The sequence below is a fragment of the Chromatiales bacterium genome, assembly GCA_024234935.1.
In the GTDB taxonomy this organism is placed as follows: domain Bacteria; phylum Pseudomonadota; class Gammaproteobacteria; order Steroidobacterales.
In genome coordinates this window covers 354,846-367,598 of the sequence record JACKNI010000001.1, presented here as the reverse complement: position 1 = coordinate 367,598, position 12,753 = coordinate 354,846, and the positions used below count along the sequence as shown (strand labels likewise).

At 59.4% G+C, this 12,753-nt stretch carries 14 protein-coding genes and 1 tRNA gene; all 15 read right to left on the bottom strand.

The window, feature by feature from the left end; translation table 11 throughout:
* Nucleotides 1-17 precede the first annotated feature (17 nt).
* Nucleotides 18-1,973 carry an NADH-quinone oxidoreductase subunit L gene (nuoL, locus tag H6979_01760; GenBank protein ID MCP5138570.1) on the bottom strand — a complete coding sequence of 652 codons (1,956 nt, stop codon included), beginning with the start codon at nucleotides 1,971-1,973 and terminating at the stop codon, nucleotides 18-20.
* Between the two features lie 4 nt (nucleotides 1,974-1,977).
* Nucleotides 1,978-2,283 (bottom strand): NADH-quinone oxidoreductase subunit NuoK, encoded by a 306-nt coding sequence (nuoK, locus tag H6979_01755; protein MCP5138569.1) that lies wholly within the window; start codon nucleotides 2,281-2,283, stop codon nucleotides 1,978-1,980.
* Nucleotides 2,283-2,882, bottom strand: coding sequence for an NADH-quinone oxidoreductase subunit J (locus H6979_01750; protein ID MCP5138568.1), 600 nt, complete (start codon nucleotides 2,880-2,882; stop codon nucleotides 2,283-2,285). The genes nuoK and H6979_01750 overlap by 1 nt, the downstream gene beginning before the upstream one ends.
* Before the next feature lie 13 nt (nucleotides 2,883-2,895).
* A complete protein-coding gene (nuoI, locus tag H6979_01745) occupies nucleotides 2,896-3,384 on the bottom strand; it encodes an NADH-quinone oxidoreductase subunit NuoI (GenBank protein MCP5138567.1) in 489 nt (162 codons plus the stop codon).
* A 28-nt stretch (nucleotides 3,385-3,412) separates the two neighbouring features.
* The gene (gene nuoH / locus H6979_01740) at nucleotides 3,413-4,492 is read right to left on the bottom strand and encodes an NADH-quinone oxidoreductase subunit NuoH (protein MCP5138566.1); all 1,080 of its coding nucleotides are present in this window, start codon (nucleotides 4,490-4,492) and stop codon (nucleotides 3,413-3,415) included.
* A 16-nt stretch (nucleotides 4,493-4,508) separates the two neighbouring features.
* The gene (locus H6979_01735; protein MCP5138565.1) at nucleotides 4,509-6,653 is read right to left on the bottom strand and encodes an NADH-quinone oxidoreductase subunit G; all 2,145 of its coding nucleotides are present in this window, start codon (nucleotides 6,651-6,653) and stop codon (nucleotides 4,509-4,511) included.
* Complete coding sequence (gene nuoF, locus H6979_01730) at nucleotides 6,650-7,963, bottom strand: NADH-quinone oxidoreductase subunit NuoF (GenBank protein ID MCP5138564.1); 1,314 nt, start codon at nucleotides 7,961-7,963, stop codon at nucleotides 6,650-6,652. Before nuoF ends, H6979_01735 begins: the two co-directional genes overlap by 4 nt.
* A 2-nt stretch (nucleotides 7,964-7,965) precedes the next feature.
* Nucleotides 7,966-8,472, bottom strand: coding sequence for an NAD(P)H-dependent oxidoreductase subunit E (locus H6979_01725; GenBank protein MCP5138563.1), 507 nt, complete (start codon nucleotides 8,470-8,472; stop codon nucleotides 7,966-7,968).
* Between the two features lie 29 nt (nucleotides 8,473-8,501).
* Nucleotides 8,502-9,755, bottom strand: a complete 1,254-nt coding sequence (locus H6979_01720; GenBank protein ID MCP5138562.1) for an NADH-quinone oxidoreductase subunit D — start codon at nucleotides 9,753-9,755, stop codon at nucleotides 8,502-8,504.
* Nucleotides 9,748-10,449, bottom strand: a complete 702-nt coding sequence (locus H6979_01715; protein ID MCP5138561.1) for an NADH-quinone oxidoreductase subunit C — start codon at nucleotides 10,447-10,449, stop codon at nucleotides 9,748-9,750. Before H6979_01715 ends, H6979_01720 begins: the two co-directional genes overlap by 8 nt.
* Nucleotides 10,450-10,485: 36 nt before the next feature.
* Nucleotides 10,486-10,959 carry an NADH-quinone oxidoreductase subunit B gene (locus H6979_01710; protein ID MCP5138560.1) on the bottom strand — a complete coding sequence of 158 codons (474 nt, stop codon included), beginning with the start codon at nucleotides 10,957-10,959 and terminating at the stop codon, nucleotides 10,486-10,488.
* An 8-nt stretch (nucleotides 10,960-10,967) separates the two neighbouring features.
* Entirely contained in the window at nucleotides 10,968-11,324 is a 357-nt protein-coding gene (gene ndhC / locus H6979_01705; protein MCP5138559.1) for an NADH-quinone oxidoreductase subunit A, read from the bottom strand.
* Between the two features lie 61 nt (nucleotides 11,325-11,385).
* A tRNA-Leu gene (locus H6979_01700) sits at nucleotides 11,386-11,470 on the bottom strand.
* A 12-nt stretch (nucleotides 11,471-11,482) separates the two neighbouring features.
* A complete protein-coding gene (secG, locus tag H6979_01695; GenBank protein ID MCP5138558.1) occupies nucleotides 11,483-11,899 on the bottom strand; it encodes a preprotein translocase subunit SecG in 417 nt (138 codons plus the stop codon).
* On the bottom strand, nucleotides 11,899-12,666 hold the full coding sequence (locus tag H6979_01690) for a triose-phosphate isomerase (protein MCP5138557.1): 768 nt from the start codon (nucleotides 12,664-12,666) through the stop codon (nucleotides 11,899-11,901). The genes secG and H6979_01690 overlap by 1 nt, the downstream gene beginning before the upstream one ends.
* Nucleotides 12,667-12,753 lie beyond the last annotated feature (87 nt).

Below are 12,753 nucleotides of genomic sequence, written 5' to 3'. Positions count from 1 at the left end.
CCATCGCTTGGCTGATATCAGCCGGCAAGCAGCAACCAGCCAATGAGTACAGCCAGTCCGGCAATCATCGCGAACGCATAGTGGTACAGATAGCCGGACTGCAGCTGACGCGCGACCTGCGACGCCCAACCGACCAGGCGCGCACTGCCATTTACCAGACCGTTGTCAATCACTGCTTCATCACCGACATGCCAGAAAAACCCGCCCAGCGCCGTACTGCCGCGAGCAAACACCTTCTGGTTGAATTCATCGAAGTAGTACTTGTTGATCAGCAGCGTATAGAGCCCATTGAACTGCTTGCGCAGGCGTTCCGGCAAAGCCGGATTTTTCAGATACAGGTACCAGGCGCACACAACGCCACCCAGCGCTATCCAGGGCACCGGCATACTGAGGGCATGCAGCACATAAGCCGCAGGCCCGTGAAATTCTGCAGCGCCTTCACCGAGCACATCATTGATCTCGCGCGTAAAGATGGCGCCCCCGAAATAGCTGCCGAAAACGACTGGCCCGACCGTCAGCCAACCAAGGATGACCGACGGTACGGCAAGGAGCACGAGCGGCAGCCAGACGACCATCGACGGCTCATGCAGGTGGTCCTTGGCATGCGAATCAAGCCGCTCTGCCCCGTGGAACACGAGGAAAAACATCCGGAACGAATAGAGCGCGGTGACAAACACGCCGATCATCAGGCACCACCACGCATATCCGGAACCGGTCCGGTGCGCGACACCAACTGCCTCGATGATCGCATCCTTGGAAAAGAAGCCTGCGAAACCGGGGAAACCGATCAGGGACAGGGATCCGATCAGACTGGTCAGCCAGGTGATCGGCAGGTAACGCCACAGTCCGCCCATCTTGCGGATATCCTGCTCGTGATGCATGGCGATGATTACCGAACCTGCAGCGAGGAAGAGCAACGCCTTGAAGAAGGCATGGGTCATGAGATGGAACACGCCCGCCGCATAGGCAGAGGCCCCCAGCGCGACCGTCATGTAACCGAGCTGCGACAGCGTCGAGTAGGCCACTACACGCTTGATGTCGTTCTGCACGACGCCAAGAAATCCGGTAAAGAGTGCTGTTGTGGCACCGACCACCATGACCACCGACAAGGCAGTATCTGAATGCTCAAAGAGCGGTGACATCCGGGCAACCATGAAGATACCCGCCGTCACCATGGTGGCGGCATGGATCAGCGCCGAGATCGGCGTGGGACCTTCCATCGAATCCGGCAGCCAGACATGGAGCGGCATCTGGGCCGACTTGCCCATTGCCCCGATGAAAAGCAGAATGCAGGCCACCGTGATCACCGGCCACTGGCTGTCGCCAAACAACTGTATCGTCTGCCCGCTCATCGCATCGGCACCGGCAAAGACCGTCGCGTAATCCAGGCTGCCTGTCGACATCAGGATCAGCGCGATGCCGAGCAAAAAGCCGAAATCACCAACCCGGTTGACGAGAAAGGCCTTCATGTTGGCGAAAATTGCCGTAGGCCGCGTGTACCAGAAGCCGATCAGCAGGTAGGAAACGACGCCGACCGCTTCCCAGCCGAAGAACAGCTGCATGAAGTTGTTCGCCATCACCAGCATGAGCATGGCAAAGGTGAACAGCGAGATATAACTGAAAAAGCGCTGGTAGCCGGGATCATCATGCATGTAACCGATGGTATATATATGCACCATCAGTGAGACAGCGGTCACCACGACCATCATCAGCGCCGTCAGCCGGTCGACCAGAAAGCCGACCTGCATGTGTACGCCATCGACGACGGCCCAGGTATATACGGTGCCGTTGAACGAAGGCGCTCCATCCAGCACCTGTGCCTTCAGCACTGCAAGCGACAGCAGAAAGGAGGCGCCGACCCCGATGATGGTTACGGCATGTGCACCGGCCCGCCCCGTCACCTGCCCGAACAGACCGGCCAGCAATGCGGCCGCAAGCGGACAGAGAACGATAGCCAGGTAGATATTCTCCATCACATCAACCCTTCAGGGTGTCCATTTCCTGGACGTTGATGCTGCGCCGGTTCCGGAACAACACCACAAGAATGGCGAGTCCGATTGCCGATTCGGCTGCAGCCACCGTAAGTATGAAAAAGACGAATACCTGCCCGGCCGGATCATCCAGGTACCGCGAAAATGCAATGAAATTGAAGTTGACCGCGAGCAGCAGCAGTTCAACACACATCAGCAGAACGATGACATTTTTCCGGTTCAGAAAAATACCCGCGACGCTGATTGCAAACAGCAGTGCCGAGAGGGTCAGATAATGCTCGAGGGATACCATCAGTCCTTCTCCGCCTTCATGCTGACCAGCTTCACGCGGTCCTCCCGGCGCACACGAACCTGGGCCGAAATATCCTGCTTCTTGATCCCGGGCCGCTTGCGCATGGTCAGAAGAATGGCGGCCACGATCGCCAGCAGGAGCAGCATCGCGGCGAGTTCAAACGGGTACAGGTACTGTGTGTAGATCACCTTTCCCAGCTCCGCCGTGCTCGAGTAAGCCGCATCGCGGGGCACCAGCACCCGATCCACCGGCATCCCTTCATTTCGCCACCAGATCAGGCCAGCAAGCTCCAGAATGATGATGCCCGCAACGATCGCACCGACCGGCGCGTACCGGGCAAAACCATCCCGCAGGCTTGTGGTATTGACGTCCAGCATCATCACCACAAACAGGAACAGCACCATGACGGCACCGACATAGACCAGCACCAGCACGACCGCCAGGAATTCAACCTCCAGCAGCAGCCAAAGTACGGCGCTGCTGACAAAGGCCAGAATCAGGGACAGTACGGCATGCACCGGATTACGAACGGTGATCACTGCAATCGCCGCTCCGATCAGCGTCGCTGCAGCCGCATAAAAAAGTATCGTCGGGAACATCCCTGCGTACCTGCTATCGATAACGCGCATCCGCTGCCCTGTCGGCAGCGATGCTCGCCTCATGCTTCTCGCCGACCGCGAGCAGCTTGTCTTTGGTCATGATGTTCTCGCCCCGGTTTTCCATGTGGTATTCGAGAATCCGGGTCTCGACGATGGCATCCACCGGACAGGCTTCCTCACAGAAGCCGCAGTAAATGCATTTGAACAGGTCGATGTCATAACGGGTCGTGCGACGCGTGCCATCCGGACCAACGTCTGATTCGATGGTTATCGCTGCCGCCGGACAGACCGCCTGACACAACTTGCAGGCTATACAGCGCTCTTCACCATTCGGATAACGGCGCAGCGCATGCAAACCACGGAAGCGCGGCGACTGCGGCGTCTTCTCTTCCGGGTAGTTGATGGTGAACTTAGGGGCAAACAGATTGCGCAGGGTAAGGCGCAACCCCTTCAGCAAGTCCCACAGCACGAGGGTTTTTACGGAACTGACAAGTGCATTCATGAAACTGGATCCTGTTGGTCCGGCATGCTCAGGTACTCCACGGTCCGACATGCAGTACGGCCAGCACGCCCTCGATCACGATCCAGACCAGCGTTACCGGAATGAACACTTTCCACCCCAGACGCATGATCTGGTCGTAGCGATAGCGCGGGAATGTAGCTCGCACCCAGAGGAAGAAGAACAGGAAGAACGCGATCTTCACACATAGCCAGTGCAAGCCCGGCGCACGGAGCAGCTCGAGGACTGTACCGTCGAGAAACGACATGCTGTCACCGGCAAATGGGGACAGCCAGCCCCCAAGGAACATCACTGCAGTCAGCGCCGAGATCAGTAACATGTTGGCATATTCAGCCAGGAAGAAAATCGCGAACGCGACGCCTGAATACTCGACATGGAAACCCGCGACGATTTCCGATTCGCCTTCAGCGACGTCGAATGGGGCACGGTTGGTCTCGGCCAGGCCGGAAATGAAGTAGACAATGAACAGCGGGAAGAGCGGCAGCCAGAACCAGCTGAACAGTCCGCCCGACTGCGCCTCCACGATCTTGCCAAGATTCATGCTGCCGCTGGCCATCAGCACGCCGACAAGCGCAAAGCCCATCGCAATTTCGTAGGCAACCACTTGTGCTGCAGATCGCATTGCGCCGAGCAGGGCGTACTTGGAATTGGTCGCCCAGCCGGCCAGGATGATGCCGTAGACACTCAAGGAGGTCAGCGCGAGCACATAGAGCAGTCCGGCATCGATATCCGCGATCGCAAAGCCGGGGAACAGCGGCACGACCGCCCAGGTCGCAAGTGCAGGGACGATCGCCAGCAGTGGCGCAATGACAAACAGGAAGCGGCTGGAGTTGGCGGGAATGACCACTTCCTTGATCACCAGCTTGATGGTATCGGCGAAAGGCTGAAACCAGCCCTTCGGACCCACCCGGTTTGGTCCCACGCGGATCTGCATGTAGCCGATGATCTTCCGCTCGCCATAGGTGAGAAATGCCACGCACAGGATCACGGTTACAGTGAGCGGCAGGATCTGCACGACGATCACGATCACTTCACGCAGCTGATCAGGCAGCGCAAACCAGAGGTCCTGAATGAATTGAATTGCTGCCATGACGACGCCTGGTTCCCTACGCCGTCTCGAGTCTGTTGCCGCGCGCGGTACGCGCTTCGCGCGTCAGCTGCAGGGCCGGTGTACGGCGCAGGACTGCGTCAATCCGGTACATCGGAACGTCCAGGGCGGCCAGCGGAATGTCGGCGGAGGTCGGTGCGGGCGGAATCGAACTCGCCAGTACGACATTGTGCGGCTGGACCGGTGGAACCAGTTTGCGTAACTCCGCCAGGATCTCGTCTGCCGAAGCGTATTCACAGCCAGGCATCTGCAACAGGTTGCCAAGCACGCGCAGCACCTTCCAGGCCGGGCGGCTCTCGCCCACCGGACTGGCTATGCCATTGAAACTCTGCCAGCGGCCTTCGCCATTGACGAAGGTGCCGGCAGTTTCGGCAAAGGTTCCGACCGGCAACACGACGTGGGCGTGGGCGCGCACAGCAGTCCCGAAAAACGGCGTCAGCGCCAGAACAAAGCTTGCTGCCTGCATTGCCTTGACGGCCTGGTCGGCATCGCTGCAATCTTCATCCGGCTCACAGCCCAGCAGCACCAGACCTTTGGGCGGCTGATGAAGCATCTGCGCAAAATTGCGCCCGGAACCTGTGCTTGCTGCCCCGCCCATACCACGGTGCGGAAGCACTCCTGCCAGGGCAAGACCCGCTGAATTCGCGCCTTCGGAGAGATAGCCGAGTTCCGCACCGGATTCATGTGCCAGCTCACCAGCCATCTGGCGGAGATCAGCAAAGCGGGGATGCCGACCCGCGATCTGGCCAAGGAGGATGACGGCCCGTTTGCCTGCTGTGGTCGCCGCTTTCAGGCGCGCTGCAATTGCCGCGGCCACCGCATCCGCCGCCGCAAAGCGACGCATTCCGCTGACCAGATCTGCACCGGTCTCAATGTATCCGGCAACAGGATGCAGGTAGTCGTAGCGCAGCGGATTGACGAACATCACTGCGGCACCGCTGATGGCAGCCTTGCGCACGCGGTGAGCAAGCATGGGGGCCTCGCGTCGCAGGTTGGAGCCGACGACCAGAATCGCATCCGCTGATTCGATCTCCGCGAGCGTAACGCCCAGTGACGGAAACACCGGATCACGTTCCTCAAGCCGGAAATCACGGCGACGCAGCCGATGGTCGATGTTTTCAGAACCCAGATGGCGCAGCAAACGCTGCAGCAGGTAGCCCTCCTCCAGCGTCGCCGAAGGTGCGGCCCAGGCACCGAGTCCGGCACCGCCATCCGCACAGGCGACCTCAGCCAACCGGCTGGCTGCCAGTTGCAGCGCTTCTTCCCAGCCCGCAGTCCGCCATTCCCCGCCCTCGCGAATCATCGGCTGATTCAGCCGGTCCGGCGCATAGATACCGGCATAACTGAAACGATCCCGGTCCGAAAGCCAGGTCTCATTGATCTCTTCGTTGACACGCGGCACCACGCGCTTCACACGCCCGAGCAGCACATGTGCCGACAGGTTAGAGCCCACGCAGTCATGTGGCGCAACGGCCGGCAGCGACTGCATTTCCCAGGCCCGTGCGCTGAAACGATAAGGCTTGTTGTTCAGCGCACCAACCGGACAGAGATCGATGACGTTACCGGAAAGCTCATGGTCCACGGTGCTGCCCACAAAGCTGGCAATCTGGGTGCGTTCCCCACGACCGACGGTACCCAGTTCCTGGATGCCGGCGATCTCCGTTCCGAAACGCACGCAGCGGGTACACAGGATGCACCGGGTCATGTCGGTCGAAATGAGCGGGCCGATATCCTTGTCGCTCAGCGAGCGCTTTCCCTCGGCAAAGCGGGCGATGTCCCGGCCAAAGCCCATGGCCAGATCCTGCAGTTCGCACTCGCCACCCTGATCGCAGATCGGGCAATCCAGAGGATGATTGATGAGCAGGAACTCCATAACGGCTTTCTGTGCGCCGATGGCTTTTTGCGAGCGCGTCGCAACTTTCATGCCATTCGTTACCGGTGTTGCACAGGCCGGCAGCGGCTTCGGTACATTCGCCACATCGACCAGACACATCCGGCAATTCGCGGCCACAGACAGCTTCTCGTGGTAACAGAAGCGCGGCACATAGATACCCGCGCGGTCAGTCACGGCGATCAGCATCTCGCCCGGCCGGGCGTTCAGCTCGACACCGTTTACTTCCACCTTGAAGCTGTCGTCGCTCATGCTGCTTCAGTCCGCGATTCGACGATTGACCGGCCCCGATGCTGGATCATGTATTCGAATTCGGGCATGAAGTGGCGCAGAAAACTCTGTACCGGCCAGGCTGAAGCATCGCCAAACGCACAGATCGTGTGGCCTTCTATGTGCCCGGCAACATCAAGCAGCAGGTCGAGGTCCTTGCGCTCCGCCTCACCGGCAAGAACACGCGACAGCAGACGGTACATCCAGCCCGTACCTTCGCGACATGGCGTGCACTGCCCGCAGGATTCGGCAAAATAGAAACGCGACAAGCGCCGAAGTACGCTCACCATACAGGTGGTTTCATCCATGATGATCACGGCACCGGTACCAAACGAGGTGCCGATATTCTTGAGACTGTTGTAGTCCATCGTGACGTCCATGATCAGATCGCCTGGCACGACGTACACGGAAGACCCACCAGGGATTACTGCCTTGAGCCGCCGCCCGTCACGCATTCCGCCCGCGATCTTCAGCAGCTCGCGGAATGGAATGCCCATGGGCAGCTCATAATTGCCAGGCCGCTCGACATGGCCGGACACCGAAAAAATGGCTGTGCCGCCCGAGCCCTCGGGCCCCAGATCAGCAAACCATTTTGGCCCCCTGCGCAGAATCGTCGGTACCAGGGCAAACGACTGCGTGTTGTTGATGGTCGTCGGACGTCCATACAGACCAAAGGCAGCCGGAAACGGTGGTTTGAACCGGGGTTTACCCGGTTTCCCTTCCAGGGACTCGAGCAGGCCCGTTTCCTCGCCGCAGATATAGGCGCCTGCACCGATGAATGCATGCAGGTCGAAATCGATACCGGAACCGCGCAGATTCCGGCCGAGCAGTCCGGCAGCGTAGGCTTCTTTCAGTGCAGCCTCAAAGACCGGAAAAGGCTCGTCGATGAACTCTCCGCGTATATAGTTGTACCCGACGGTCGCTCCCATCGCGAATCCGCCAATGGCTATTCCTTCGATGATCGCGTGCGGGTTATAGCGCAGGATGTCCCGGTCGTGACAGGTGCCCGGCTCGCTTTCGTCCGAATTGCAAACCACATACTTCTGGCCCGGCGCATCCTTAGGCATGAAGCTCCACTTCACGCCAGTAGGAAACCCTGCTCCACCGCGCCCCCGCAGGCCGGACGCCTTCACACCGTCGATGACTTCCGCACGTGTCATGCCGCCCGCGAGTATCTTTTCCCAGATCTCATAGCCACCGAGCTTGCGATAGGTTTCCAGGCTGGCAGGCTGATCCTGCCCGAGGGTCTGATAGCAGACCAGGTTCTGTTCGTATGTGCGTTGCTCGCTCACGCTCAGTGCCCCGCCGACTTGGCAACATTGTCGAGGATCTCGTCCACCTTCGCCGGCGTCAGATTCTCGTGATACTTGTGGTCAACCATCATCATCGGCGCACCACAACAGGCGGCAAGGCACTCTTCTTCGCACTTCAGATAAAACTGTCCGTCCGGCGTGCTTTCACCGACTTTTACACCCAGCTTTTTTTCGAGATAGGCGAGGATGTTCTCTCCGCCCCTGAGCATGCACGAGATATTGGTGCACACGGAAATACTGTGTCGGCCGACCGGCTTCGTCTCGAGCATCGAATAGAAAGCCGCAACCTCATAGACCTGTATCGGCGGGAGACCGAGATATCCGGCAATCGCGCCCATCAGTTCAGGCGTGAGGTAGCCGTGATTCTCATGCTGGGCGGCATGCAGGGCCGCGATTACGGCGGAACGCTGTCGCCCCTCCGGAAAACGCGCCACCCAGCGATCGATCTCGGCACGCAGGTGCTCAGACAGGATTTTCTCGGGTTCCATTCAGTTCAGTCTCTTCAAGGCACACATGACTAGCGATCCACCTCGCCGAACACGATGTCCTGTGTGCCGATAACGGCAACAACGTCTGAAAGCATATGACCGACCACCATCTCGTGCATGGACGACAGATGCGCGAAACCCGGCGCCCGGATCTTCAGCCGGTATGGCTTGTTGGCCCCATCAGACACGAGATACACGCCAAACTCGCCCTTGGGATGCTCGACAGCGGCATAGGCCTCGCCGGCAGGGACCGTATAGCCCTCGGTAAACAACTTGAAGTGATGAATCAGCGACTCCATGTCACCCTTCATCTGTTCACGACTTGGTGGGGCGATCTTGTGATCGTCAGTCATCACCGGCCCGGGATTTGCCCGCAACCAGTCAATACACTGGCGGATGATCCGGTTCGATTCACGCAGTTCCTCGACCCGCACCAGATAGCGGTCATAGCAGTCACCGTTCACACCGATGGGGATATCGAAATCCATATCAGCATAGACTTCGTAGGGCTGTTTCTTGCGCAGATCCCAGGCGATACCCGAACCACGCAGCATGGGTCCCGAAAAACCGAGCTGGAGTGCGCGCTCCGGGCTGACCACGCCGATGTTTACCGTGCGCTGTTTCCAGATGCGGTTGTCCGTCAGCAGCGTTTCGTATTCATCGACGCAGGCGGGAAAACGCGTACAGAAATCCTGCAGAAAATCGAGCAATGAGCCTTCACGCGCCTGGTTCAGGCTGCGCAGCTTCTTGTCGCTGCGCCATGCGGAAGGCTGAAACCTGGGCATGGTGTCAGGCAGGTCCCGGTATACGCCACCAGGCCGATAATAGGTGGCGTGCATGCGTGTGCCCGAAACCGCTTCGTAGCAATCCATCAGGTCTTCGCGTTCGCGGAAGCAGTACAGGAACATGGTCATCGCGCCGATATCGAGACCATGCGCACCGAGCCACATCAGGTGATTCAGTATCCGGGTGACCTCATCGAACATCACCCGTATGTACTGCGCGCGTATCGGCACAACCACACCGAGGAGCTTCTCGATCGCCAGCACGTATCCGTGCTCGTTGCACATCATGGACACATAGTCGAGCCGGTCCATGTAGCCGATGCTCTGGTTGAAAGGCTTGCTCTCCGCCAGCTTTTCAGTGGCCCTGTGCAGAAGGCCAACGTGCGGATCAGCCCTCTGCACGGTTTCGCCATCCATCTCGAGCACGAGACGCAACACCCCATGCGCCGCGGGATGCTGCGGACCAAAGTTGATCGTGTAATTCTGGAACTCAGCCACGCGGTGGCTCCGCGGACTTGATGTCAGGCTCGTACCGGTTGTCATCACGGATAACCCGCGGCACGAGTGTCCGTGGCTCGATGCTCACCGGCTGGTACACCACCCGCCCCTGCTCGGGGTCGTAGCGAACCTCGACATTTCCCGACATCGGGAAATCCTTGCGGAACGGATGACCGATGAATCCGTAGTCGGTGAGAATACGGCGCAGATCAGGGTGCCCGTCAAACAGGATGCCGTACAGGTCAAATGCCTCGCGCTCATACCAGTTGGCGGAAGCCCATATATCGATGACCGATGGCACAACCGGCGGATTGTCCACGCCCGTGTAGACGCTCAGCCGGAGCCGGTAATTGCGGCTGACCGACAGCAGGTGGTAGACCACGGCAAAACGTCGTGGATCAAACTGCTGTGCCGGATCCGGAAGGATAGTGGCTCGTACCGCTGCGCGACTGAAGCCGCTGCTGGTGGCGTCCTGGGTTTCCCACTCGCCCTGCCCCCAGGTCAGATAATCGACGCCACAGAGATCGACAAGCATCTCGAAAGCAAAGTCGTCTCGCAGAATCCGGCAGGCATCAACAAGGTCCGGCAGCGCGACTTCAAAGCCCAGCTCGCCGCAGCGCGACTCCACCCGCTGCAGGCGGGGGCCGAAGCGCTCGCCCAGCGCGGTCAGCAACGCATCCGTACGTGCGCTCATCAAACTACCATCCCGCTGCTTGCTCGCATGGCCAGATCAACGCGCGATGGTGTTGGTGCGCCGGATCTTGTTCTGCAGCTGCAGAATGCCGTAGATCAGCGCTTCGGCGGTCGGCGGACAGCCAGGTACATAGACGTCGACCGGTACGATCCGGTCACAACCACGCACGACGGCATAGGAATAGTGGTAGTAGCCACCACCATTGGCACATGAGCCCATTGAGATGACCCAGCGCGGCTCGGTCATCTGGTCATAGACCTTGCGCAGGGCCGGCGCCATCTTGTTGGTCAATGTACCCGCAACGATCATCACGTCGGCCTGGCGCGGACTCGGACGGAAGATCACGCCAAAACGATCAAGGTCGTAGCGGGCGGCTCCCGCCTGCATCATCTCCACGGCACAGCAAGCGAGGCCAAATGTCATCGGCCACAACGAGCCGGTGCGTGCCCAGTTGATGAGGTTGTCCAGCCCGGTCACCACAAAACCACGCTGCTGAAGAATCTCCGGCACCGGACGTTCTAGTCCCACTCCAGAGCTCCTTTTTTCCACTCGTAGATAAAACCGACCACCAGAATCACGAGAAAGATACCCATGGCGAGGACCCCCGTGAGCCCGGTCTCCTTCAGGGTGATCGCCCAGGGAAACAGAAAGGCGATCTCGAGATCGAAGACGATAAACAGAATGGCAACCAGATAGTAGCGGACGTCAAAGCGCATGCGGCTGTCCTCGAAGGGCTCAAAGCCACATTCGTAAGGCGACAGCTTTTCGCCGTACTTCTGCCCGTTGCCGATCAGAAAACCGAGTCCGAGCAGAACCAGCCCGATCCCCAGCGCCACACAAAGATAGATGTATACGGGCAAATAGTTGTTCAGCACGGGCGCTCCTTCGACCCACGGCTGACCAGCGAATTTCTATTCGCGGGTTCTGCTGATCTGTTGGTGCCGACGGCGAGACTCGAACTCGCACAGCTTGCGCCACCGCCCCCTCAAGACGGCGTGTCTACCAATTCCACCACGTCGGCACTCGAAAAAAATCAATCTGTCTGTTTGTCCGCCGGCGCCGGCAGCTCGGCTGCTGGAGCCGGTGGCAGAACTGGCAATGTGCCCGCCGGCACCTGCGCATCCGTCTCCTTGGGCCCGACCACAGGCAAACCCTGCTCAGGTGCCGCAGCAGAATCTGCCGCGACATCGAGCACGCTCGTCGGGGCCTCACGCTGCGAACCCAGATAGGCAAGCCCCAGACTGGTACAGAAAAATATTGCTGCAAGGATCGCCGTCGACCGCGACAGGAAATTGGCCGAACCCCGCGCGCCAAATACCGTGCCGGATGCACCAGATCCAAACGCAGCACCCGCATCGGCACCTTTGCCGCGCTGAATCAGGATCAGGCCGACCATCATCACGCCCACAAGTACGTGTACAACCAGCACAACTGTGTTCAGGGTAGTCATCAATAACTCTCTGCCGCCGCCTTGCAAATACCGAGAAACCCGGCCGCATCCAGCGAGGCGCCGCCGATCAGTCCACCATCTATGTCTGCCATCGCGAAGAGGTCCTTCGCATTGGAAGCCTTCACACTGCCGCCATAAAGGATGCGGACAGCGGCGGCAATTGTAGCATTGCGTCGCGCCAGCGTTGCCCGTATCTCTGCGTGTACGTCTTGTGCCTGCATCGGCGTCGCCGTACGTCCTGTACCAATCGCCCAGACCGGCTCATAGGCGACAAGCCCTTCCGCAAAGGCCTCGATACCCACCACGTCAAGCACCGCCTCCAGCTGTCGACGCACGACGTCCAGGAAATCCCCCGCATCGCGCTCCCCCAGCGTTTCGCCCACGCAGAGAATCGGCCTGAGTCCGCAGCGCAGGGCTGCTGCAACCTTGGCAGCAACCAAGGCGTCCGTCTCGCCAAAAAAGGCCCGGCGCTCTGAATGACCGATGATGACGTACTTGCAACCCACATCGGCCAGCATGCTGGCCGCAACTTCACCGGTGAAAGCACCAGAATCTTCCGCGGCAGTATTCTGGGCGCCAAGCTGAATAACGCTATCGTGGATAGCCGCAGCAATGTCGGCCAGATAAACACAGGGCGGACATACGACCACATCGGTACGGCACTGGGCCGCCAATCCAGCCCGCAGGGCACTGATCAGGGCGCTATTTCCGGTGCGGTTACCGTTGAGCTTCCAGTTTCCGGCCACGAGCGGCCGCCGATTTGACATAGGTGACTCCGGGGAGACAGGCGCGCAAAGCGGCATGCGGCCCGAAAATGACGGCGCAGGTTAGCCTCAGCCCAGCTGAAAATCAAC

Bases quoted from the DNA above. Each gene is read 5' to 3' on its own strand.
- nuoL (MCP5138570.1), bottom strand. From the start codon at position 1,973: ATGGAGAATATCTACCTGGCTATCGTTCTCTGTCCGCTTGCGGCCGCA.
- nuoK (MCP5138569.1), bottom strand. From the start codon at position 2,283: ATGGTATCCCTCGAGCATTATCTGACCCTCTCGGCACTGCTGTTTGCA.
- H6979_01750 (MCP5138568.1), bottom strand. From the start codon at position 2,882: ATGTTCCCGACGATACTTTTTTATGCGGCTGCAGCGACGCTGATCGGA.
- nuoI (MCP5138567.1), bottom strand. From the start codon at position 3,384: ATGAATGCACTTGTCAGTTCCGTAAAAACCCTCGTGCTGTGGGACTTG.
- nuoH (MCP5138566.1), bottom strand. From the start codon at position 4,492: ATGGCAGCAATTCAATTCATTCAGGACCTCTGGTTTGCGCTGCCTGAT.
- H6979_01735 (MCP5138565.1), bottom strand. From the start codon at position 6,653: ATGAGCGACGACAGCTTCAAGGTGGAAGTAAACGGTGTCGAGCTGAAC.
- H6979_01725 (MCP5138563.1), bottom strand. From the start codon at position 8,472: ATGGAACCCGAGAAAATCCTGTCTGAGCACCTGCGTGCCGAGATCGAT.
- H6979_01715 (MCP5138561.1), bottom strand. From the start codon at position 10,449: ATGAGCGCACGTACGGATGCGTTGCTGACCGCGCTGGGCGAGCGCTTC.
- secG (MCP5138558.1), bottom strand. From the start codon at position 11,899: ATGACTACCCTGAACACAGTTGTGCTGGTTGTACACGTACTTGTGGGC.
- H6979_01690 (MCP5138557.1), bottom strand. From the start codon at position 12,666: ATGTCAAATCGGCGGCCGCTCGTGGCCGGAAACTGGAAGCTCAACGGT.